Source organism: Aquabacter sediminis (assembly GCF_028863665.1).
In the GTDB taxonomy this organism is placed as follows: domain Bacteria; phylum Pseudomonadota; class Alphaproteobacteria; order Rhizobiales; family Xanthobacteraceae; genus L1I39.
The window spans coordinates 157,003-177,983 of record NZ_JARBFX010000009.1; the positions used below are offsets into that span (position 1 = coordinate 157,003).

Annotated in this window: 20 protein-coding genes; 9 read left to right on the forward strand and 11 right to left on the reverse strand. The window is 66.5% G+C overall.

What is annotated here, in order from left to right; translation table 11 throughout:
* Nucleotides 1-115 precede the first annotated feature (115 nt).
* Both PV781_RS18315 and PV781_RS18320 read right to left on the reverse strand, forming a co-directional pair.
* A complete protein-coding gene (locus PV781_RS18315) occupies nt 116-790 on the reverse strand; it encodes a DJ-1/PfpI family protein (protein ID WP_274777081.1) in 675 nt (224 codons plus the stop codon).
* A 3-nt stretch (nt 791-793) separates the two neighbouring features.
* A complete protein-coding gene (locus PV781_RS18320) occupies nt 794-1,672 on the reverse strand; it encodes an HpcH/HpaI aldolase/citrate lyase family protein (RefSeq protein WP_274777082.1) in 879 nt (292 codons plus the stop codon).
* A gap of 108 nt (nt 1,673-1,780) precedes the next feature.
* On the opposite strand from PV781_RS18320, the gene PV781_RS18325 reads away from it, so the two are divergent.
* On the forward strand, nt 1,781-2,530 hold the full coding sequence (locus PV781_RS18325; protein WP_274777083.1) for a DUF429 domain-containing protein: 750 nt from the start codon (nt 1,781-1,783) through the stop codon (nt 2,528-2,530).
* A 13-nt stretch (nt 2,531-2,543) separates the two neighbouring features.
* Here PV781_RS18325 and PV781_RS18330 read toward each other — a convergent pair whose 3' ends face one another.
* Nucleotides 2,544-3,362 (reverse strand): glycerophosphodiester phosphodiesterase, encoded by an 819-nt coding sequence (locus tag PV781_RS18330; protein WP_274777084.1) that lies wholly within the window; start codon nt 3,360-3,362, stop codon nt 2,544-2,546.
* 272 nt (nt 3,363-3,634) lie between these two features.
* Between PV781_RS18330 and scpC the strand changes: the two genes are divergently transcribed.
* On the forward strand, nt 3,635-5,131 hold the full coding sequence (scpC, locus tag PV781_RS18335) for a succinyl-CoA:acetate CoA-transferase ScpC (RefSeq protein WP_274777085.1): 1,497 nt from the start codon (nt 3,635-3,637) through the stop codon (nt 5,129-5,131).
* Nucleotides 5,132-5,302: 171 nt separating this feature from the next.
* Here the strand turns inward: scpC and PV781_RS18340 are convergent, their stop codons facing one another.
* Nucleotides 5,303-6,337: an aspartate-semialdehyde dehydrogenase gene (locus PV781_RS18340; protein WP_209101808.1), complete on the reverse strand. Its 1,035-nt coding sequence runs from the start codon at nt 6,335-6,337 to the stop codon at nt 5,303-5,305.
* Nucleotides 6,338-6,742: 405 nt separating this feature from the next.
* Between PV781_RS18340 and PV781_RS18345 the strand changes: the two genes are divergently transcribed.
* The 3 genes from PV781_RS18345 to cysW all read left to right on the forward strand — a co-directional run bounded on the left by PV781_RS18345 (nt 6,743) and on the right by cysW (nt 8,920).
* Nucleotides 6,743-7,081 (forward strand): hypothetical protein, encoded by a 339-nt coding sequence (locus tag PV781_RS18345; RefSeq protein ID WP_274777086.1) that lies wholly within the window; start codon nt 6,743-6,745, stop codon nt 7,079-7,081.
* Between the two features lie 139 nt (nt 7,082-7,220).
* The gene (gene cysT / locus PV781_RS18350) at nt 7,221-8,042 is read left to right on the forward strand and encodes a sulfate ABC transporter permease subunit CysT (protein ID WP_274777087.1); all 822 of its coding nucleotides are present in this window, start codon (nt 7,221-7,223) and stop codon (nt 8,040-8,042) included.
* 2 nt (nt 8,043-8,044) lie between these two features.
* Nucleotides 8,045-8,920, forward strand: a complete 876-nt coding sequence (gene cysW, locus PV781_RS18355; RefSeq protein ID WP_274777088.1) for a sulfate ABC transporter permease subunit CysW — start codon at nt 8,045-8,047, stop codon at nt 8,918-8,920.
* A 43-nt stretch (nt 8,921-8,963) separates the two neighbouring features.
* Here the strand turns inward: cysW and PV781_RS18360 are convergent, their stop codons facing one another.
* From PV781_RS18360 to PV781_RS18390, 7 genes are all read right to left on the reverse strand, one after another.
* A complete protein-coding gene (locus tag PV781_RS18360; RefSeq protein WP_274777089.1) occupies nt 8,964-10,499 on the reverse strand; it encodes a multicopper oxidase family protein in 1,536 nt (511 codons plus the stop codon).
* A gap of 814 nt (nt 10,500-11,313) precedes the next feature.
* The gene (locus PV781_RS18365; RefSeq protein ID WP_274777090.1) at nt 11,314-11,619 is read right to left on the reverse strand and encodes a lipopolysaccharide assembly protein LapA domain-containing protein; all 306 of its coding nucleotides are present in this window, start codon (nt 11,617-11,619) and stop codon (nt 11,314-11,316) included.
* A 73-nt stretch (nt 11,620-11,692) separates the two neighbouring features.
* Entirely contained in the window at nt 11,693-11,977 is a 285-nt protein-coding gene (ihfB, locus tag PV781_RS18370; RefSeq protein WP_274777091.1) for an integration host factor subunit beta, read from the reverse strand.
* Nucleotides 11,978-12,101: 124 nt separating this feature from the next.
* Nucleotides 12,102-13,073: a signal peptide peptidase SppA gene (sppA, locus tag PV781_RS18375; protein ID WP_274777092.1), complete on the reverse strand. Its 972-nt coding sequence runs from the start codon at nt 13,071-13,073 to the stop codon at nt 12,102-12,104.
* 125 nt (nt 13,074-13,198) lie between these two features.
* Complete coding sequence (locus PV781_RS18380) at nt 13,199-14,059, reverse strand: hypothetical protein (protein ID WP_274777093.1); 861 nt, start codon at nt 14,057-14,059, stop codon at nt 13,199-13,201.
* Nucleotides 14,060-14,196: 137 nt separating this feature from the next.
* Entirely contained in the window at nt 14,197-15,894 is a 1,698-nt protein-coding gene (gene rpsA / locus PV781_RS18385; protein WP_274777094.1) for a 30S ribosomal protein S1, read from the reverse strand.
* A gap of 525 nt (nt 15,895-16,419) precedes the next feature.
* Nucleotides 16,420-16,881 carry an Lrp/AsnC family transcriptional regulator gene (locus PV781_RS18390; protein ID WP_425532421.1) on the reverse strand — a complete coding sequence of 154 codons (462 nt, stop codon included), beginning with the start codon at nt 16,879-16,881 and terminating at the stop codon, nt 16,420-16,422.
* Between the two features lie 168 nt (nt 16,882-17,049).
* Here PV781_RS18390 and PV781_RS18395 point away from each other — a divergent pair, with 168 nt between their 5' ends.
* The 4 genes from PV781_RS18395 (at nt 17,050) to PV781_RS18410 (ending at nt 20,862) form a co-directional block, all read left to right on the forward strand.
* A complete protein-coding gene (locus PV781_RS18395) occupies nt 17,050-17,772 on the forward strand; it encodes an aspartate/glutamate racemase family protein (protein ID WP_274777095.1) in 723 nt (240 codons plus the stop codon).
* Nucleotides 17,773-17,800: 28 nt separating this feature from the next.
* Nucleotides 17,801-19,102, forward strand: coding sequence for an NAD(P)/FAD-dependent oxidoreductase (locus tag PV781_RS18400; RefSeq protein WP_274777096.1), 1,302 nt, complete (start codon nt 17,801-17,803; stop codon nt 19,100-19,102).
* A 37-nt stretch (nt 19,103-19,139) separates the two neighbouring features.
* Nucleotides 19,140-19,646 carry an L-2-amino-thiazoline-4-carboxylic acid hydrolase gene (locus tag PV781_RS18405; RefSeq protein ID WP_274777097.1) on the forward strand — a complete coding sequence of 169 codons (507 nt, stop codon included), beginning with the start codon at nt 19,140-19,142 and terminating at the stop codon, nt 19,644-19,646.
* A gap of 85 nt (nt 19,647-19,731) precedes the next feature.
* Nucleotides 19,732-20,862 carry an ABC transporter substrate-binding protein gene (locus tag PV781_RS18410; protein WP_274777098.1) on the forward strand — a complete coding sequence of 377 codons (1,131 nt, stop codon included), beginning with the start codon at nt 19,732-19,734 and terminating at the stop codon, nt 20,860-20,862.
* Nucleotides 20,863-20,981 lie beyond the last annotated feature (119 nt).

A 20,981-nucleotide genomic window follows, 5' to 3' on the forward strand; every position in this document is an offset into this window, starting at 1 on the left:
GACGGTCCGTCAGGGGGGACCGCCTGCTCCGTCCCCGCCGGTGCGCGGCATCGGCGGGGATCTCTTGCCCAGGGCATTTCCGAGCGCAGTGGGAGCCGGCTGGACCCGCCCGCCCTCAGGCGGAAAGCCTTGCCCCGGCGGCGCGCGCGGCGGCTTCCCGGGTCATCTGGAATTCCTCCGTGCGGGCGCGGATTTCCGCCTCCAGCCGCTGGCGCGTCTCCGGGTCCATGGGCGCGAGATGGGCTTCATATTCCAGCGCCAGCGCGATGCGTCCCGCCTCGTCAGCCCCGGCCAGGGCTGACACGATGGCCAGCGCCACATCGAGACCGGCGCTCGATCCGGCCCCCGTCACCCGGTTGCCGTCCTGCACCACCCGTTCGGGGGAGGGCAGGGCGCCCAGGAGGGGCAATTGCCCGGCCGAGAGCCAGTGGCACGCGGCGCGATGGCCCTTCAGAAGGCCCGCCGCGCCCAGCAGAAGCGAGCCCGTGCTCACCGCCGCGATGATCCGCGCCTCCTGCGCCATGTAACGCAGGAAACGCAGGACCGTCTCGTCGGCCATGAGCTTCACCTGGCCCGGCCCGCCCGGCACGAACAGCACGTCGCAGCGGTCCAGGTGGCCGAACTTGATGGTCGGGGTCAAGGTGAGCCCCGCCGCGTCGGTGATGGCCCGGGTGGAGGTCCAGGCCAGATGCACCTTCGCGTCGGGCAGGCGGGCGAGCACCTCGAACGGTCCGGTCAGGTCGAGCTGCGTCATGCCGGGATAGGCCAGCATGACGATGGAGAGCGCCATGGCTCAAGCGCGCGCGGCGATGGCGTCGGCGAGCGAGACGGTGCGGCGCGCCATGTCCGCATGCATCCGCTCCACCATGCGGCCATCCAGCTGGATCACGCCCTTGCCGGCATTTTCCGGCTGGTCGAAGGCGGCGATGATGGTGCGGGCACGGGTGACCTCCGCCTCCGGCGGGCTGAAGGCGGTGTTGCAGGGCTCGATCTGGGCGGGGTGGATGAGCGTCTTGCCGTCCATGCCCAGTTCCACGCCCTGCTGGCACTCGGCTGCGAAGCCCTCCATATCCTGGAACTGGTTCCACACGCCGTCGAGCACGTCGATGCCATAGGCATGGGCGGCGGCCACCGACAGGGTCAGCCAGGGATACATGGGCGCGCGGCCGGGAATGAGGGCGGCGCGGGTTTCCTTGGCCAGGTCATTGGTGCCCATCACGAAGACGGCGAGGCGGGTGATGGGGTCGCGCGCGGCGGCGGCGATGTCCTTCACGGCGAAGATGGCGAGCGGGGTCTCGATCATCGCCCACACGCGGGTCTCCGCCGGCACGCCCAGCGCCTCCAGGCGGCGGCCGACGGTGACGAGCTGCTCGGGATCCTGCACCTTGGGGATGAGGATGGCATCGGGACGGGCGGAGGCGGCCGCCTCGATGTCGTCGCTGCCCCAGGGGGTGTCCAGCCCGTTGACGCGGATCACCACCTCGCGGGGGCCGAAGCCGCCGGCCTTCACCGTCTCCACCACGCGGGTGCGGGCCTCCAGCTTGGCATCGGGAGCGACCGCGTCCTCCAGGTCGAGGATCACGCCATCCGCCGGCAAGGTGCGTGCCTTTTCCAGCGCGCGGGCATTGGAGCCGGGCATATAAAGGACGCTGCGGCGCGGGCGGATGGTCATTTGGGCTCTCCCCAGAGGTTGTTGCGGTGCAAAGCTAGAGCGATGCGACGCAAGAGGGAAGCGGGGCGAGAGGGAAGCGGGCCTTTGGTCGGGCGGGAGGAGAAGAATATGCGGTTCCTGGGGATGGACGGGTGCCCGGGCGGCTGGGCGTGTCTTTATTGGGACGGGGCGCAAGGGCTCGACATCCTGCGCCTGCCGACAGTGGAGGCGGCCATGGCGCATCTGGGGCCGGAGGGCTTTGCCGCCGTGGATATGCCCATCGGCCTGCCGGAGCGCAGTTTTCCCGGCGGGCGTGAGGCGGAGCGGGCGGTGCGCCCGCTGCTGGGGCAGCGCCAGTCCTCGGTCTTCTCGGTGCCGTCGCGGGCGGCGGTGGAGGCCGGCACGGACGAGACGATCCCCGACCTGGAGCGCTATCGCCATGCCTGCACGGTGGCCCGGGCGACCTCGGAGCCGCCCCGTTCCATCTCCAAGCAGTGCTTTGCCATCTTTCCCAAAATCCGCGAGATCGACCTTCTGCTCCAGCGCCGGCCGGATCTGTTGCCCCGCTTGTGGGAATGTCATCCCGAGGTGAGCTTCCGCACCATGCTGGGCGGGCCCGTGCCCGTGGCGAAGAAGGTGAAGGGGCGCATCAGCGCGGACGGTCTCGCCTTCCGGCGGGAGCGCCTTGCGCAGGCGGGCTTTCCCGTGGCCGATCTCACCCAGGACACGGCGCGGCGTTGGCGCATGGGCTGGGACGATTTGGTGGACGCCGCCGCCTGCGCCTGGACGGCCTGGCGCATCGGCACCGGCGTCGCGCTGTCTTTTCCCGACCCGCCGGAGCGGGATGCCAAGGGCCTGCCGGTGGCGATCCGCGCCTGAGCGATGCGTCGCCTCAGCAGGCGCGGTCCGGCGCCACCACGGGGCGGTCGCAGGTGATGCGGTAGACATCCGCCCGCGCCAAAGCGCGCACCTGGCTTTGGGAGGCCACCAGCCAGGCGGAGACATCGGTCCCGGTGGCGCGGCAGGCGTCCACCCAGCCTTCATTCTCCAGCAGGTGGCGACGCCGCAGCATCATGGTGCGGTCGCCGGAAAGTTCCGCGAAGGCGGGGAGGTCGCCGATGTCAGAGCCGATCAGCCCCAGCGCGACCGTTTCGCTTTCTCCCCGCACGGTGCGCAGATAATCGAGCTGGAAGGAGCAGAAGCAGGTCTGGGCCTCAAGCCCGGCGTCCCGCACCACCCGCACCATCTCGGCAATGCCGGCGGATGTCGCGGGCTGCTTGATCTCGGCATAAAGGCGCGCGCCCCGAGGCTTGGCCAGCGCCACCACTTGCTCGAACAGGGGAATGCGCTGGGGCGGCCAATTGGGCCGGCCCGCGGCGGCATTCAGCCCGGTGATGTCGGCGAGCACGAGATCCGCCACGGCGCCGGTGCCGTCCGTGGTCCGCTCGAGGGTGGCGTCATGGAGCACCACGGGCACGCCGTCCTTGGTGAGCCGCAGGTCGAATTCCAGGGAGTGGTAGCCAAGGTCGAGGGCCTGGGAGAAGGCGGCCAGCGTGTTCTCCGGCGCCATCTGGGCAAAGCCGCGATGGGCGATCACCTCCACCTTGCCGGTGGGGCAGACCAAGGTGGCGTCGTCGGCATGGGCGCCGGCCGCCACCAGCGGGCTGGCCGCTGCGCCCGCCAGGAGCGCGAGCACGCCGCGCCGGTCCAATCTCCCCTCCTGAGGCAAATCATCCTCTCCCTCGGTTGCGCGGTTCGCATAGCACGGTCCGCCTTTGCGCAGAACTGGCCGCGCCGTCACGCTTTCTTGTACCGCAGATGGCGCGCCGCGCCTTGTTGCGCAAGGCTTCCCCCCAATCAGTCGGGCGCCCGCCAGTGCTGCCGCTCGGCCCGCCCCGTCCGACCTAAGGAGAATTCCAGGCTGTGCGCGCCCATGCGCTTATGCCTTGCTTCCCGCTGCATCGGACCTAAGGACCCTGCTTCATGCCGCATGACCGTATCCGTCTCGCCTCCCTCCAGGACAAGGTGGTGAGCGCCGAGGAGGCCGCATCCCACATCAAGGACGGCATGATCGTGGGCATGAGCGGCTTCACCCGCGCGGGAGAGGCGAAGGCTGTGCCCTTGGCGCTGGCGGAGCGGGCGAAGCGCGAGCCCTTCAAGATCACCCTCGTCACCGGCGCCTCGCTGGGCAACGACTTGGACAAGCAGCTGGCCGAGGCCCATGTGCTCGCCCGCCGCATCCCGTTCCAGTCGGACAGCTATCTGCGCAAGGCCATCAATGCCGGCGAGGTGATGTTCATCGACCAGCATCTGTCCGAGACGGTGGAGCATCTGCGCACCCACCAACTCGGCCCCATCGACGTGGCGGTGGTGGAGGCGGTGGCCATCACCGCCCAGGGCGGCATCATCCCCACCACCTCGGTGGGCAACTCGGCCACCTTCGCAATCCTCGCCGAGAAGGTCATCGTGGAGATCAACCTCACCCAGCCGGTGGAGCTGGAGGGGCTGCACGACATCTATATTCCCACCCGCCGGCCGTTCCGTGAGCCCATTCCGGTGGTGGCCCCGGAAAGCCGGGTGGGCCTGCCCTTCATCCCGATCCCGCCGGAGAAGATCGCCGCCATCGTGGTGACCGCCAAGCTGGATTCGGCCTCCACCGTCCTGCCGCCGGACCCGGAGACCGCCGCCATTGCCGGCCATCTCATGGACTTCCTCGACAATGAGGTGAAGCGCGGGCGCCTCACCCACCGCCTTCAGCCCCTCCAGGCGGGCATCGGCACCATCGCCAATGCGGTGATGCACGGCTTCATCGAGAGCCCGTTCTACGATTTGACCATGTATTCGGAGGTGCTCCAGGATTCCACCTTCGACCTGTTCGACGCCGGCAAGCTGAACTTCGCCTCCGGCTCCTCCATCACCCTGTCCAAGGCCAAGCATGACGTGGTGATGCCGCAGATCACCCGCTACAAGCCGCGCCTGATCCTGCGGCCGCAGGAGATTTCCAACCATCCGGAGATCATCCGCCGGCTGGGGGTGATCGGCATCAATACGGCGCTGGAGTTCGACCTCTACGGCAACGTCAATTCCACCCATGTGGGCGGCACCCACATGATGAACGGCATTGGCGGCTCGGGGGATTTCGCCCGCAACGGCTATCTCTCCGTCTTCGTCACCAAGTCCATCGCCAAAAGCGGGGCGCTCTCCTCGGTGGTGCCCATGGTCTCCCATGTGGACCATACCGAGCATGACGTGGACATCGTGGTGACCGAGGTGGGTCTGGCGGATCTGCGGGAACTGGCGCCGCGCGAGCGGGCGCGGGTGATCCTGGCCAATTGCGTGCACCCGCTCTATCGCGATGCGCTGGAAGACTATTATGCCCGCGCGCTCGCCCGCGGCGGCCACACGCCCCATGTGCTGGAGGAGGCGCTCTCCTGGCATGTGCGGGCGCGGGAGACCGGCTCCATGCAGATGGCGCGCTAGGGCATGCGCCGATCAGCCTGCACCGCAGGCTGATCGGATCACGCATTCTCTATCAATAAGTTAGAGGGCGATTCACCGATCAGATTGGTTCAATCTGATCGGATCGCGCTCTAAAGCCCAAACGAAAACGGCGCCCGCGCGGGCGCCGTTTCAGCTTGGATCAAGCCAGCCTCAGGCCGCCTTGCGGCGGGAGGTGATGAGCTTGCGGTTCACCAGCACTTCCGCGATCTGCACCGCGTTCAGCGCCGCGCCCTTGCGCAGGTTGTCCGACACGCACCAGAAGGCGATGCCGTTGTCCACGGTCGGGTCGTCGCGCAGGCGCGAGATATAGGTGGCGTCCTCGCCGGCCGCCTCGTGAGGCGTGGCGTAGCCGCCGGGCTCGCGGGTGTCGATGACCAGGATGCCGGGCGCCTCGCGCAGGATCTTGCGCGCCTCGTCCGCCGACAGGGGCTTCTCGAACTCCACGTTCACCGATTCGGAGTGGGAGATGAACACCGGCACCCGCACGCAGGTGGCGGTGAGCTTGATCTTGGGATCGAGGATCTTCTTGGTCTCGACCACCATCTTCCACTCTTCCTTCGTGTACCCGTCCTCCATGAACACGTCGATCTGGGGGATCAGGTTGAAGGCGATGCGCTTCGGGAACTTCTTCGGCTCCACCGGATCGGAGACGAACACCGCGCGGGTCTGGCTGAACAGCTCGTCCATGGCGTCCTTGCCGGCGCCGGAGACGGACTGATAGGTGGACACCACCACCCGCGTGATGGTCGCCGCGTCATGCAGCGGCTTCAGCGCCACCACCAGCTGCGCCGTGGAGCAGTTGGGATTGGCGATGATGTTCTTCTTCTTGAAGCCCACGATGGCGTCGGCATTCACTTCCGGAACGATCAGGGGAACGTCCGGGTCCGTGCGCCACTGGGAGGAATTGTCGATGACCACGCACCCAGCCGCGCCGATCTTCGGCGAGTATTCCTTCGACACGGCGCCGCCCGCCGACATCAGGCAGATGTCGGTGTCGGAGAAGTCGTAGGTGGCGAGGTCCTTCACCTTCAGGGTTTTATCGCCATAGGAGACCTCGACGCCCATCGAACGGCGCGACGCGAGTGCGACCACCTCATCGGCGGGAAAGCCCCGCTCGGCGAGGATCGAGAGGATCTCCCGGCCCACGTTTCCCGTGGCGCCGGCTACTGCGACCTTGTAGCCCATGACGTCCCTTCAGGCTTGCCGGCACCCTTGGCCGGAAACGCGCGTTTCTATGCCCATCGGCCGTTCCATGCAACGCGCATTTCCCGCGCCGCAGCGCCGCTCCTGACGCAGGGGTCGCTCGTCCCGTCCCGCCCGGTGGCGGCGAAGGGTGTTGCCCCCCGGTCACGTGGACGCGACTTTCGCACCCCGGCCGGCCCTCGGGGCGGATTTGACGATGATCATTAATGCGTTGTCGATCAATGCCCTATAAGAGAGGTCCGGCGTTCCCGCCGGCGCTTGGCGCAGGCACAGGGGACAGTGCTGGGCAGGAACCGACCTCGACCGGACGGACTTCCTCGCTTAGATTGCAGATTGGGCTGCGACCGAATGGGATTCGGGGCAGCCATGTCCGGGCTGGAGGGTTCAATGCGTGTCGCGCCGCTTCTCACCATCGCCGCCGCGTTGATGTTCGCGGGGGTTGGCATGGCCGAAGCCCAAACCACCTCTCCTTCCAGCAGCACCCCATCCGCGTCCGCGGCACCCGCCACGACGACCACCCCCGCCAAGAAGCGCACGCGCACCTCGGTGGACATCTCCAAGCGCTCGCCGCTGGATGCCGGCACCGTGGTGAAGCCGGGCTCCAAGTCCTATCTGGACTATGCGCTGCCCTCCGGCTGGTTCTACCCGACCTATGGCGCGGTGGACGGCGGCTTCGTGCCCGGCCGCTATCCGCTTCCCGGCCGCTTCGACCTGCCCGGCTACTGAGCCGACGTCCGGCTGATCTGCGGCGCGGCTGGCCTAAGCCCGCCGTCCGCTCGACAAGTGCCCGCGTCCCCGCCATAACGGCCCCTCTGTCCGGCGGAGCACCGCACGCTCGGTTCGTCGCAAGCCTGGGGGTCGGCTCATGTTCAGCGTCATTCCGGGCTTCCGCCTCTCGCTGGGCATCACGCTCACTTATCTCGCCCTCATCGTCCTCCTGCCCATTTCGGCCTTGCTGCTGAAGGCGGCGGACGTGGGGCTCGAGCGCTACATCGCCATCATCCTCTCCCCCCGCACGCTCGCCTCCTTCCAGGTGACCATCGGCGCCGCGCTGGCCGCCACCGCCTTCAACGCGGTCTATGGGCTCATGCTGGCCTGGGTGCTGGTGCGCTACGAGTTTCCCGGCAAGCGCTTCCTCGACACTTTGGTGGACGTGCCTTTCGCCCTCCCCACGGCGGTGGCCGGCCTCGCCTTGACCGCGCTGTTCGCCAAGAATGGCTGGTTCGGTGCGCCGCTGATGGATCTTGGCATCCAGGTGGCCTATGCGCCGGCGGGCATCGTGTGTGCCATGGCCTTCACCTCCATTCCCTTCGTGGTGCGCACGGTGCAGCCGGTGCTGGAGGATCTCGCCCCCGATGTGGAGGAGGCCGCCACCACGCTGGGCGCCTCCGAATGGCGGGTGTTTCGCACGGTTATCCTGCCCGCCATCTTCCCCGCCTTCCTGGCCGGCTGCTCTCTGGCCTTTGCCCGCTCGCTGGGCGAGTTCGGGGCGGTGGTATTCATCGCGGGCAACCAGCCCTTCCGCACCGAGATCGTGGCGCTGCTGACCTTCATCCGCATCGAGGAATATGACTATCCCGCCGCAGCGGCGATTGCGGCCACCATGCTGGGCCTCGCCTTTGTGATGCTGGTGTGCGTCAACCTCATCCAGACCTGGCACCAACGCCGGGCGATCCGGGAGGACTGAGCATGTCGGACGCGACCTCCCCCAACCGCCAACGGGTCGGCGATGGCCGACACACGCGGCGGGTGCTGATCGGCCTCGTGCTTCTGGTGACCCTCGTGGTGCTGCTGGCCCCGCTCGCGTCCATCTTTTCGGAGGCGCTCAAGCGCGGCACGGCGGCCTATCTGGAGAGTCTTGCCCGCCCCGACACGCTGCACGCCATGGGCCTGACGCTGTTCACCGCGCTCATCTGCGTGCCCGTGAACGTCGCCTTCGGCATCGCCGCCGCCTGGGCGGTGACCAAGTTCTCCTTTCCCGGGCGCGGGCTGCTCCTCGCCCTCATCGAGCTGCCCTTTTCCATCTCGCCCATCGTGGCGGGCGTGGCCTATCTCTTTGTCTATGGCGCGCAGGGGCTCTTGGGGCCGGTCCTGGAAGCCCATGACATCAAGATCATGTTCGCCATTCCCGGCATCATCCTGGCGAGCCTGTTCGTCACCGCCCCCTTCGTCGCCCGCGAGATCGTGCCGCTGATGATGGCGCAGGGGCGCGAGGAGGAAGAGGCGGCGGTGACGCTTGGGGCCTCCGGCTGGCGCATCCTGCGCACCGTCACGCTGCCCAATGTGCGCTTCGCGCTGCTTTATGGCGCCGCGCTCTGCAACGCCCGCGTCATGGGCGAGTTCGGCGCCGTCTCCGTGGTCTCGGGCAATATCCGCGGCAATACCTCCACCTTGCCGCTCCAGGTGGAGCTGCTCTACCAGGACAGCCAGGTGGTGGGCGCCTTCGCCGCCGCCACCGTCCTGGCCATGGTGGCGCTGCTGACTTTGCTGGCCAAGCTCGTCATCGAGCGCATGGACCAGGAGCGGGCGCGCCTCCAGCTGCCGCGCGGCCCCGCCGGCCATTGAGACGCGGGCGGGAGGAACCCGCCCGCCCGCACGTGGAGGGGGACTACCCCACGCCCTCATAGGCCACGAAGGCCATCATGCCCGCCTCCATGTGGTAGAGGTGATGGCAGTGGAAGGGCCAGTGGCCGGGATTGTCGGCGTCGAAGGCGATCTTCACCCGCGCCATGGGCGGCACCACCACCGTGTCCCGCACCGCCCCGGTCACTGCGCGACCATTGATCTCCACCACCTGGAAGCGGTGGCCGTGCAGATGCATGGGATGGGACATCATGGACATGTTCATCATGGCGATCTCCACCCGCTCCCCCCGCCGCACGGTCAGCGCCTGCGGCCCGCTGATGGCCCAGCTATAGCCGGCCATGCTGCCGGTGAGCGTCACCGGATAGCTGCGGTCCACCCGTCGGCGGGGCAGCGGGGCGAGGGCGCGCAAGCTCTGCTCCAAGGCGAGGTCGACGACACCGACCTTTTGCGTGCCAGGGGTCGCCAGCTTTCGGACCGGCGCGCCCGCCGTCGCCAGAATGATGCCGGTGCGCTCCAGCTCGCCTTCCCGCAAGGCCAGGATGGGCCACGCCCCGCCTTCGGCCGGCACCGCCAGGCGAATGTCGATGCGTTGGCCCATGCTGAGCGGAAACAGCGTGCCGCGCACCGGCTGCACGGGCTGGCCATCCACCGCGATGGCCTGCCCCTCCAGGACGCCGGTCGAGATCTGGAAGGCCGTGGCCGAGGCGCCGTTGATGATGCGCAGGCGGACCCGCCCGCCTTTGTCCACCTGGACAAGTTGGGGGTCATCGAGGGTGCGGTCATTGGCGAGATAGGCGTCATAGGCGATGTCGTTCAGGTCCATGGCGCTACCGGCTCCATGGCCCATCGCACTATGCCCCATCGCGCCGTGGGACGTGCCGCTATGGCTCATGCCGGCATGCCCCATCATCCCGCCGGGCATGGCGCCTGGATTCATGCCTGCCGCGCCATGGTCCATGCCGCCCGCGCCACCGCGCAGGCGGGCAAGGAGTTCCTCCGCGGGGGTGAAGGAGAAATCGTGCAGCAGGATCACCACCTCCTGCTCGTCATATCCGGCGTCCTCGCGGCTGCGGACGATGAGCGGGGCGGCCAGCAGATTCTGTTCCTGGAGCGTATGGGCGTGCATCCAATGGGTGCCGCCGGGCCCGGCGGGAAAGTCATAGGCGCGCACCTCGCCGGGCGAGAGCGGGGCGGCCGGGTTGCCGGGCACGCCATCCTGCGGCCAGGGCGGGGTCAGGCCGTGCCAGTGGATCAGCGTCGGCGCGTCGATGGTGCTGGTGAGGACCGCATCGAACGCGTCCCCCGCATTGAAGGTAAGGCCTGGCGAGCCGTCCGGCTGGACGAGGCCGAACACCGTGGCGGCGCGCTTGTTCACCTCCAGGGTCCGGGAGGTGACGGACAGCCGCCGGGCTTTCGCCGGCTCCTGGACTTTCGCCGGGTCCTGGAGTCTTGCGGGGTCCTGGGTCTGGGCGAAAGCCGGGCGCGGAAGGCCAAGGCCCGAAGCGGCAAGGGTTGCGGCGCCGACGGCGCATCCGGTGAGGAGGTCTCTTCTGTTCATGATGGATCTCGATCGCGTGCACCGCGTCGCCTTGGACCTCTCCCCGTGGGGGAATCGAAGGACAGTCGGTGCGGAAGGGCAGGGGTCGTGAGCGTGGGCCCGCCCTGCTTGATCGCACCACGATCGGGCAGGCACGGCACAGTCCAGGCTCAAAGCGTCCGAAAGGCGCAGGCGCGCCTTCAGGCCAGCAGGCTGCGGGGCGGATCGAGGGCCTCTCCCGGCGGCAGGCCGTCAGGCAAGCGCGTGCTCAGCGTCAGGTGGCTGCGCCGGGCAGCGGCCGGCGCCGCAAGGCCGGGCCCCGTGGCTACGGCCGGAAGGCAAGCCGGGCAGGCGGCGAGGCAACAGCCGGGGTGGCCCGTCGGCGCGGTCCCGGTCCCGTCGGCCGATGCCACCTTCGCCATCTCTCCCGATGCTTCGGGCGGGGCGTGATGAGCGGCCAGATGCCCGGAGGGATGGCCCGACGCCCGATGGAGCGTCGGCGATGCCGTCCCCTCATGCGCCATAGTGGCGTGCGCGGCCGCGCTGTCAGCGGCGTCCGCACAGTGCAGCCCCATGGCCGGACCGGGCATTGCGAGGGCGGGGACGAAGGAAAATGCGAGCACCAGAGCCAGCATCCGGGCCAGCATCCGGCGCAGCACCGGCATTTGCCGGGGGCGCAGGGGCGGACGGGGACAGGCGCGTGACATCCGGTGGGACCGAGACGGTGGCAAGCTCTTTACAGCATAGCGCAGAAACCGCCGGCTGTCGCGCTTCCGCTGGCGGTGCACGCCGAGGGGCTGGGGACGTCAGGCCGGGCCGGCTTCGGCCGGGAGACTCAGGCGCGGCGCACGGGCGCGGGCAAAGCCGGGCCGGATTTCGGCGTGGGCGCCACCTTGCGGGCGCGGCGGGCATCGCGGCGCGCCTGACCCTGGCCGAACCAGGCGACGCAGCCGCCGAGGATCACGCCCACGATCAGGGCGCCGAAGATGATGACGAACAGCGGCAGGTTCACCGCCATGGCGGGCGCGTCGGCGCTGAAGGGGTCGAGCGAGAGCGTGACAAGGCGCCGGTTGGCGACGGCCAGCGCCACCACCAGAACGCACAGGGGAATGCCGATCACCAGAGAGAGGATGCGCCGCACGGTCACTCACTTGCCGGTAGGAATGGGGAGCCGGCCCCTGCTGTCGCGGCCGATGCCGCCTGGGGGCCGCGTTTCATTTGCCGAGATTGAGACGCTCGCGCATCTCCTTGCCGGTCTTGAAATAGGGCACGACCTTCTCGGAGACGTCCACCTGCTTGCCGGTGCGCGGGTTGCGCCCGGTGCGGGCATCGCGCTGCTTCACGGAAAAAGCACCGAAGCCGCGCAGTTCCACCCGGTCGCCACGCGCCAGGGCAGAGACGATCTGCTCCAGGATGGCGTTGACGATGTTCTCCACGTCCCTCTGGTACAGGTGCGGATTGGCCTCGGCGATCTTCTGGACGAGCTCAGACTTGATCATGGCGGCGCTAAAATCCCTCGAGGTCAAAGGAGCAGGAGTGTCAACGTCTCTACCAGCTTTGGTCCAGGCGGCATCCCGTCTTAGTGAAAGAAAATGCGAGTTTTCTGCCGCGACCGCAAGGGGTTCAGAAGCCGCTTTGAGGGTGCCAGAGGGCCAGCAGGCCGTCAAGCTGAGCGCGCTCCAGCGCCCCTTCGGCCACCTGCGACATCACGCGCCCCAGCCCGGCGAGGCCGAGGCCCTCCAGGACATGGCGGGTGCCGGCGGAGAGCCAGCCGAATTCGTCGCCCACGGACTTGGTGCTCCAGGTGCGGGTGCGCAGGCTATCCGGCACGCCCTTCTCCCGCGCCAGCCAGTGGCGCGCGGTGCGCTCGTCGCCCAGTTCGTCCACCAAATGCAGCTCAAGCCCCTGATGGCCGGTGAAGACGCGGCCGTCGGTGACCGCGGCGAGGCGGGCGTCGGAGAGTTTGCGCCGGTCGGAGACCAGGCCCTTGAACCAGGCATAGCTGTCCAGCACCAGGGAATTGATGGCGGCGCGCGCCTCGGGGCTGGTGGGCTCGTACATGTTGGGGGAGGCCTTGAGCGGCGAGGACTTGATGTCCTCCACCGTCACCCCCACCGACTTCAGGAGCTCGGTCACGTTCGGAAACTGGAAGATGACGCCCACGGAGCCGACAATGGCATTGCGGCGGGCCACGATATGGTCGGCGCCCATGGCGGCGATATAGGCGCCGGAGGCGGCCATGCCTTCCACCACCGCGACGGTGGGCTTCTTCTCGGCGAGGCGCCGCAGGGCGTTGTAGAGCTGCTCGGAGCCGGTGACCGTGCCGCCGGGGCTATCGATGGACAGGATGACGGCCGAGGCGTTGGACTTGGCGATGCGCTCGATCATCTCCACCCGGTCGCGATCATTGCGGATGAGGCCGCCAATGACGATGCGCGCCACATGGGGCGCGGAATCCAGCGAGGACCGTCCGAAGGCGGCATAGCCGCCCGCGCCCAGCGCCACCACCAGGACCAGCACGGCGAAGACGCGCCAAAAGGTGAGCTGGCGCCTCAGCCGACGGCGGTCGACGATCTGGTCGATGTCCAGCGACATCCTGTTGCCTCTTCCACTTCCCCGCAGCCGCTGCACTTAAACGGCACCCGGCGGGCTTTTGCAATGGCGCCCGGTGCCTTTCAAAACTCCTCACAGCATCCAGAAAACGTCATCGCTCTCGACATTCATTTTTCCTTTTTCGCCAAGTTGTCTTTTAAGGTTGGGAGAACTTGATCGCCCTCCATCACTGCCGCTGTTGCTAGAAAACCGATATCTGGATGAACTCCGCAAAAGCTCAGGAAGGCCGTAAGCGTGCCGAGCGCTCCAATCTTCAGGCCTGCATTTACGACGCGAGATTGATTCCGTATTATCCATTCTCTTACATCAGTGCAGATGCTGTCGATTGAAATTTTTGCGACATTTATAGATTTCTGAGTGTCTTCATTTAGTTGTGTTTTATTTTCAATTTCAGATATGGCTTCAATTATTCGATTATTTGTGATTTTGAGAAAATTTAAATAATCTTCTTTAATTGAAATTGAGGCGCTGTCATTCGGTTTGTAGTCTTCAGTGAAAGTGATGTGATCTGTAAGGGACACAGAAATTGATTTTAATGCAATTATGTTAAGGGTCCCGTTGGCGGTTGTCGGATCAATATTTATCTGTGTCTTTTTTTCAAAAATGTCAGCAGGAGAGAGATTAAGTGTATCGAAGGATTTGTATTCAAATACCATCTCAGAGATTGCGTGGATATCATACATAACGTCAGTTGAATCTGAGAGTGGTTCGACAATCCGGGTCAAGCTTGCCAACGGATGGAGTGGCTCGGTCGATCGCGCGATCTGAAATTGCGGCAGAGAAGCCAGTTGTTCATGCTTTGCTGCGTGCGCAGGGTCATTCAAGACCCTTGTAGGTAAAATATAAAAACTAAGGAGTTTGCGAACAGGGTCGAGACCATGCCCTTCTGATGTAATTCCCCTTACGGCATCTCCTTGAGCCTTGTTGAGTATAATAAAGGAGTGCTGATCATTCTCGGCGGTGGCCATCTTATTTTCTCATTCATAAAGGGTGCAATAAGGGTGTGCAGCTTCAGCGTGTAGAGGGCGACATAAGAAAGGCCGGCGCGAGGCCGGCCTTTCCTTTGAGCAGAGCAGACGCCGGCGGCAGGCCGCCGGCGCGAAACTCACTCCTTGCCTTCGGCGCGCTGCTTGAGCGCGGCACCCAGGATGTCGCCCAGCGAAGCGCCGGAATCCTGCGAGCCGTACTGCGCCACGGCTTCCTTCTCCTCGGCGATCTCGAGCGCCTTGACGGACACCTGCACCTTGCGCGCCTTGCGGTCGAACAGGGTGACGCGGGCGTCCAGCTTCTCGCCGACCGAGAAGCGCTCGGGGCGCTGGTCGTTGCGATCGCGGGCGAGCTCGGAACGCTTCACGAAGGCGCTGAGGTCGGTGCCGGTCAGCTTCACCTCGATGCCGCCGTCCTTCACGTCGGTGACTTCGCAGGTGACGATGGCGCCCTTCTTGACGTCGCCGGCATCGGCGAAGGGGTCGCCGGCCAGCTGCTTGATGCCGAGGGAGATGCGCTCCTTCTCGACGTCCACGTCCAGCACCACGGCCTTGATCACGTCGCCCTTGCGGAACTCGTCGATCACCTGCTCGCCGGGACGGTTCCAGTCCAGGTCGGACAGGTGGACCATGCCGTCCACGTCGCCGTCGAGGCCCAAGAACAGGCCGAACTCGGTCTTGTTCTTGACCTCGCCCTCGACCACCGCGCCGGGGGCATACTTCTCAGCGAAGGCTTCCCACGGATTCTGCAGGGTCTGCTTGAGGCCGAGCGAGATGCGGCGCTTGGCGGGATCCACCTCGAGCACCTGGACTTCCACTTCCTGGGAGGTGGAGACGATCTTGCCGGGGTGGACGTTCTTCTTGGTCCACGACATTTCGGAGACGTGGATCAGGCCTTCGATGCCCGGCTCCAGTTCCACGAATGCGCCGTAGTCGGTGATGTTGGTGACGCGACCCTTGAAGCGGGCCTCCACCGGATACTTGGCCTCGATGCCTTCCCAGGGATCGCCCAGGAGCTGCTTCATGCCGAGCGAGATGCGGTGGGTCTCGTGATTGATCTTGATGATCTTCACCTTCACCGTCTGGCCGATATTCAGCACTTCGGTGGGGTGGTTCACGCGGCGCCAGGCGATGTCGGTGACGTGCAGCAGCCCGTCAATGCCGCCGAGGTCCACGAACGCGCCGTAATCGGTGATGTTCTTCACCACGCCTTCGATGGCCTGACCCTCTTCGAGGTTCTGGACCAGCTCGTGACGCTGCTCGGCGCGGGTTTCCTCGAGCACAGTGCGGCGCGACACGACGATGTTGCCGCGGCGACGATCCATCTTGAGAATCTGGAAGGGCTGCTGATTGTGCATCAGCGGGCCGACGTCGCGGATCGGACGGATGTCCACCTGCGAACGGGGCAGGAAGGCCACGGCGCCGTCGAGATCGACGGTGAAGCCGCCCTTGACCTGGTTGAAGATCACGCCGGTGACCTTCTCGCCGGCATTGAACGCCTTCTCGAGCTTGACCCAGCTCTCCTCGCGGCGCGCCTTGTCGCGCGAGAGGACGGCTTCGCCCATGGCGTTCTCGACGCGCTCGAGGTAGACCTCGACCTCGTCGCCAACCTTGATGGCGCTCTCGCGCCCGGGGCCTGCGAATTCGCGCAGGGCAACGCGGCCCTCGGTCTTCAGGCCGATATCGATGATCGCCAGATCTTTCTCGATGGCGACGACGATACCCTTGACGACGGCGCCCTCATTCAGGTCGGCGCGGCCGAAGCTCTCGTCGAGCAGGCTGGCGAAGTCTTCACGCGTGGTTTCTACGAAGGACATCTAGTCTCCGAACTGTCTTGGCGCCGGCGTCTTTGGAATGGACGCCCGTTCCCCACGGATGGCCCGGTCGACACCCAGGCCGCCACCGGACGGACCGATGGGCCGGCGCTAAGGCCGCGCGGAACGATGCATATGGATGTGCGTCGGGCCTCGAACCGCACGTCGGCCAGGGCGGGCATCCTCCGTCGATGGAAGCACGTATCCCGCACTTCCTGCCCGCCGGTACGGCCCACGCCATGAAGGGTGCTGTCCCGGACGGCGGTTACCTAGTGGACAAATGGCGCAATGGCAAGGGGTCGCGCCGATTTTCCGCCGTTTTGCGGGGTGTGGGGGGCCAAAGCAGGCTTCAGACGCAAGGCTTTGCGGGTCGGTGGTATCATGTGGTGCATTGGGGCGCCGCCGGGCCGCAGGTTTTCACACCCCACGCGCCGCCCTTTTTTCTCCTTCCGCCGCCTCGCCCCCTCCATACCCTCCCGGCGCCGCGGGAGAGGGGACTTGGGCGCGCCCGGTCGGGGCGGCGCCTGTTCACGCATAGCGCAGGGGGACGGCGGTGGTGTATTTCAACTCCTCCATGGAGATGAAGGACGTCACGTCGGTGAAATCCACCTCGCTGATCATCTTCTTATAGACGGCGTCGTAGACTTCCACGCTCGGCACCACCAGGCGCAGCAGATAGTCCATGTCCCCGGTGAGGCGGTAGGCCTCGACGATCTCGGGGATGCCCTGGATCACCTTTCGGAACGCATCCAGCCAGGCCATGGAATGGCGGGAGGTGCGCACGCCCACGAACACCGTCATGGCCACATTGGCCTTGCGACGGTCCACCAGCGCAACCTTCCTGCTGATGAGCCCGTCCTCCTCCAGCGCCTTGATGCGCCGCCAGCAGGCGGAGGTGGACAGCCCCACTTTGTCGGCAAGGTCGGCCACCGGAAGGGTCGCGTCCTCCTGCAGGGTCTCCAGAATCCGTTTGTCCCGAATGTCCAGCATGCGCGCCTCGTTTGCTCATCTCCGGCCAGATGCGCAAAAATTTTCGATAGATGCAACTTATGACGCAACCAGATTGCAGATTCTGACGAAAGTCTGCCAAAAGACGCGCACTTCCTCCGCGCCAAGCCGGGTAACGTTCCCGTGACATTGATGTGAGGGAGATGTCCTGTGTCCCGGACAATCGGACTGATCGGCGGCATGAGCTGGGAAAGCACGGCCGTTTATTACAAAGAAATCAATGAATTGGTGCGGGATCGCCGGGGCGGTCTCGCCTCAGCCGACATCCTCCTCCATTCGGTGAATTTCGACGAGATCGTCGCCATGCAGAAGGCGGGGCGCTGGGATCTGGCCGAGCAGGCGCTGGCCGACACCGCCAACGGACTGGTGCGCGCCGGCGCCGGCTGCATCCTCATCTGCACCAACACCATGCATCTCGTCGCCGACCAGGTCGCGCGCGCCGTGCCTGTGCCGCTGCTGCACATCGTGGACGTGGTGGGTCATGCGCTGGTGGAGGCGGGCAGGAAGAAGCCGTTGCTGCTGGCCACTCGCTACACCATGGAGCAGGACTTCTATCGCGACCGCATGAAGGCCCGCTTCGGCATCGACATGCTGGTCCCAGAGGCGGATGACCGCACCGGCGTGCACGACATCATTTTCGATGAGCTGTGCCAGGGCGTCATGAAGGACAGCTCCCGCGCCTTCTATGTGGACGTGATCCGCAAGGCGCAGGCGCAGGGCGCGGACTGCGTCATTCTGGGCTGCACCGAGATCGGCCTCTTGATCGACCACAAGGACAGCCCGCTGCCGGTGTTCGATTCCACCAAGCTCCATGCCCGGGCGGCGGTCGATTTCTTCGACGGCTCGCTGCAGGTGGAAACCGTCGCGGCCTGAAGCGCCGCTGAAGACCGGATCTCGACCCATGACAAAGCCCGTGCCTTTTCCTCCCTCCCTCTGGGCGTCGGTGACTCCCGACCGCCCCGCTGCGCCCGCGCTGGAGGGTGAGGTTCGGGCCGACATGGCGGTCGTGGGGGCAGGGTTCACGGGCCTGTCCACCGCCTTGGCCCTGGCCGAGCGGGGCCACAAGGTGGTGGTGGTGGAAGCGGCCCGCGCCGGCTGGGGCGCCTCCGGGCGCAACAATGGCCAAGTCATCCCCACCATGACCGGTGCCGAGCCGGACGTGATGGCGGAGCGCTTCGGCGCGGTGGGCGAGCGGTTCGCCCAATTGGTGTCGGATAGCGCGGCGAACCTGTTCAACCTGGTGCGCCGGCTCGATCTGAAATGCGAGGCGGAACAGACCGGCTGGTTCCAGCCCGCCCATTCCCCCGGCCGCGTGAAGCTCTCCGCCGCGCGGGTGGAGGCCTGGGCGCGGCGCGGGGCACCGGTGAGCCTGCTTGATGCCGCCGAGACCGCGGCGCTCACCGGCTCGCGCGCCTGGTATGGCGGCATGCTCAACCGCTTCGGGGGCCACATCAATCCGCTTGCTTATGCCCGCGCTTTGGCCGGCGCGGCGGTGGCGGCGGGGGCATCCCTTTATGAGAACAGCCCGGTCCGCTCGGTTGAGCGCACGCCCGCCGGCTGGCTGGTCTCCACGTCGAAGGGCCGGGTGATCGCCGACCAGGTGATGATGGCGGCCAATGGCTATACGGACTGGTTCGCCCCCGGCCTTGCCCCGCGCCTCGCCCATTCGCTGGTACCGGTCCTATCCTGGCAAATGGCCACCGCGCCGCAGCCGGAGGCGGTACGGGCGAAGGTCTTGCCCGGCCGGCAGGCGCTCTCCGACACCCATGGGGATCTGCGCTTCTTCCGGTGGGATGCGCGCGGGCGCCTCGTGTCCGGCGGCGCGCTCATCGTGCCCTTCAATGGCGCGGAGCGCCTGAAGCGGCTGATCGGCGCGCGCTTGGCGGGCATCTTCCCGCAAATGGGCGTGCCCACGTTCGATTTCGTCTGGAACGGCCGCATCGGCATGACGGATGACCGCATGCCCCGCTTCCACCGGGTGGCCGACGGTCTGTGGGCCTGGGTCGCCTGCAACGGGCGGGGCGTCGCGCTCTCAACCGCGCTGGGTCCCGTCCTCGCCGACGCCATGGAAGGCAAGGCGGAGGCGGACCTGCCGGTGCCGCTGACCCCCGTGCGCCCCTATCCGTTCCATGGGGTGGCCAAGCTCGTCGCTCCCACCATGCTCGCCTGGTATCGGCACAAGGATGCCGTCGAGCCCTCCTGAGACACCCAAACCCGTCCCTCCAGAGAAGGAAGAGGTCATGACCGAGAGCTCGCCCAGCGGCCGCTTGGTGCCCATCGAATGGCTCCAGGGCGCGTTCAACATGCGCGCCGCCGCCTATGCCAACATGTTCGACGTGCTGCGCGAGGCGTTCGGCACCGAGCGGGCTGTGGAACTCTCCAGCGAGGCCACCCGCCGCATGGGTGCCACCATGGGTGCCCGCTTCGCTGATCTCGGCCCCGCCGATTTGTCGGGCCTGAAGGATCGCTTTTTGGGCGGCATTCCCGCCGGCGACATCCTGTTCCAGCCTGAGGTCCGCCAGTGCGACGCGGACCGGCTGGAGATCAAGTTCCACCGTTGCCCCCTAAAGGAAGCCTGGGCCGGAATGGGACGGTCCGACGCGGACCTGGAGCTTCTGTGCAAGGCGGGCGGCGCCATTGATGGCGGGCTCTTCAGCGCCGCCGGCTTCATCTTCAAGGGCGAAACCTGGCATCCCGGCGAGGAGGGCTGCTGCCGCCTCATCGTGGAACCGGGGGATGCCGTCTGACACTCGGCTGCCCCGCGTTTCGACGCGCACAAAAAATAGGCTAAAAAGAACCCATCACCCTTCCCGAGACGTGAGCATCACTGCCATGACCCCTATGTCCACCCGCCGCACTTTTGTCGGCCTTGCCCTGGCCACTGTCGCCGCTGGCGCCCTGTCGGTACCGGCCTTTGCCGCCGATCCCATCAAGATCGGCTACCAGCTGCCTTTGACCGGCAGCACGGCCCAGTATGGCCAGGACTTCAAGACCGCCGCCGAGATCGCGCTCGCCCGCTTCAACGCCTCCGGTCGCATTCCGGTGAAGGTGGAGATCGTGTTCGAGGACAGCCGCTCGGACGCCAAGGAAGGCGTCGCCATCGCCCGCAAGTTTGTGGACGACCCGGCCATCGTGGGCGTGCTGGGCGATTTTACCTCCGGCGTCTCCATGGCCTCGGCGCAGGTCTATAAGGAGGCGGGCATGCCCCAGCTCTCCCAGTCGGCTTCCCATCCCGACTATGCCAAGATCTCCGAATGGCAGTTCCGCAACATCACCACCCAGGCGGGCGAAGGCCCCTATAATGCGGCCTGGATGCTCAAGAAGGGCATCAAGAAGGTGGCGCTGGTGGGCGAGCAGACCGACTGGGGCCAGACGGCGGTCAAGTATTTCGGCGATGCCTTCGAGGCCGGCGGCGGCAAGGTGGTGCTGACCGAGTTCTTCAATCGCGGCCTGCCCGACTTCCGCGCGCTGCTGACCAAGATCCAGCGCGCCAAGCCCGATGCCATCTACACCGCCTTCTTCTATGAGGATGCCGCCAATTTCCTCAAGCAGATGAAGCAGCTGGGCATCAACATCCCGGTCTATTCAACCTCGGCGGCCCATAACCAGAAAGTCATTGAGCTGGCCGGCGCGGATGCAGAAGGCCTGTCGCTGACCACCAACTTCCTGCCCAACAGCCCCAAGCCCGAGGTGAAGGACTTCGTGGCCGAATGGGTGAAGGTGCGCGGCGCTGAGCCCGGCCAGTTCCCGGCCCAGGCCTTCGACGCGGTCAACATCATGCTGGACGCGGTGGCCAAGTCCTATCCCAACGTGACCCGCGCCAAGGTGCGCGACGCGCTGGCCGCCACCAAGGACTTCCCCGGCGTGACCGGCACCACCACCTTCGGGGCCGACCGCGAGCCGGTGAAGCAGCTCATGAAGGTGCGCGTGGTCAACGGCGTCTTCACCCCCGTCGACGAGTGACTGTCTGGCAGGAGGGCGTCCGCGTCCTCCTGCCCCTCTTTATCCGTTCGCAGATGAGACGGGACGCGGGGAGAGCCCCGGTCCGCGCGCTGCGCCATCGCCATCCCTCATCCGGTGAG

Excerpts from the sequence above, each read along its gene's own strand:
- PV781_RS18315 (WP_274777081.1), bottom strand. The coding sequence starts at position 790 with ATGGCGCTCTCCATCGTCATGCTGGCCTATCCCGGCATGACGCAGCTC.
- PV781_RS18320 (WP_274777082.1), bottom strand. The coding sequence starts at position 1,672 with ATGACCATCCGCCCGCGCCGCAGCGTCCTTTATATGCCCGGCTCCAAT.
- PV781_RS18325 (WP_274777083.1), top strand. The coding sequence starts at position 1,781 with ATGCGGTTCCTGGGGATGGACGGGTGCCCGGGCGGCTGGGCGTGTCTT.
- scpC (WP_274777085.1), top strand. The coding sequence starts at position 3,635 with ATGCCGCATGACCGTATCCGTCTCGCCTCCCTCCAGGACAAGGTGGTG.
- PV781_RS18340 (WP_209101808.1), bottom strand. The coding sequence starts at position 6,337 with ATGGGCTACAAGGTCGCAGTAGCCGGCGCCACGGGAAACGTGGGCCGG.
- PV781_RS18345 (WP_274777086.1), top strand. The coding sequence starts at position 6,743 with ATGCGTGTCGCGCCGCTTCTCACCATCGCCGCCGCGTTGATGTTCGCG.
- cysT (WP_274777087.1), top strand. The coding sequence starts at position 7,221 with ATGTTCAGCGTCATTCCGGGCTTCCGCCTCTCGCTGGGCATCACGCTC.
- cysW (WP_274777088.1), top strand. The coding sequence starts at position 8,045 with ATGTCGGACGCGACCTCCCCCAACCGCCAACGGGTCGGCGATGGCCGA.
- PV781_RS18360 (WP_274777089.1), bottom strand. The coding sequence starts at position 10,499 with ATGAACAGAAGAGACCTCCTCACCGGATGCGCCGTCGGCGCCGCAACC.
- ihfB (WP_274777091.1), bottom strand. The coding sequence starts at position 11,977 with ATGATCAAGTCTGAGCTCGTCCAGAAGATCGCCGAGGCCAATCCGCAC.
- sppA (WP_274777092.1), bottom strand. The coding sequence starts at position 13,073 with ATGTCGCTGGACATCGACCAGATCGTCGACCGCCGTCGGCTGAGGCGC.
- PV781_RS18380 (WP_274777093.1), bottom strand. The coding sequence starts at position 14,059 with ATGGCCACCGCCGAGAATGATCAGCACTCCTTTATTATACTCAACAAG.
- rpsA (WP_274777094.1), bottom strand. The coding sequence starts at position 15,894 with ATGTCCTTCGTAGAAACCACGCGTGAAGACTTCGCCAGCCTGCTCGAC.
- PV781_RS18390 (WP_425532421.1), bottom strand. The coding sequence starts at position 16,881 with ATGCTGGACATTCGGGACAAACGGATTCTGGAGACCCTGCAGGAGGAC.
- PV781_RS18400 (WP_274777096.1), top strand. The coding sequence starts at position 17,801 with ATGACAAAGCCCGTGCCTTTTCCTCCCTCCCTCTGGGCGTCGGTGACT.
- PV781_RS18405 (WP_274777097.1), top strand. The coding sequence starts at position 19,140 with ATGACCGAGAGCTCGCCCAGCGGCCGCTTGGTGCCCATCGAATGGCTC.
- PV781_RS18410 (WP_274777098.1), top strand. The coding sequence starts at position 19,732 with ATGACCCCTATGTCCACCCGCCGCACTTTTGTCGGCCTTGCCCTGGCC.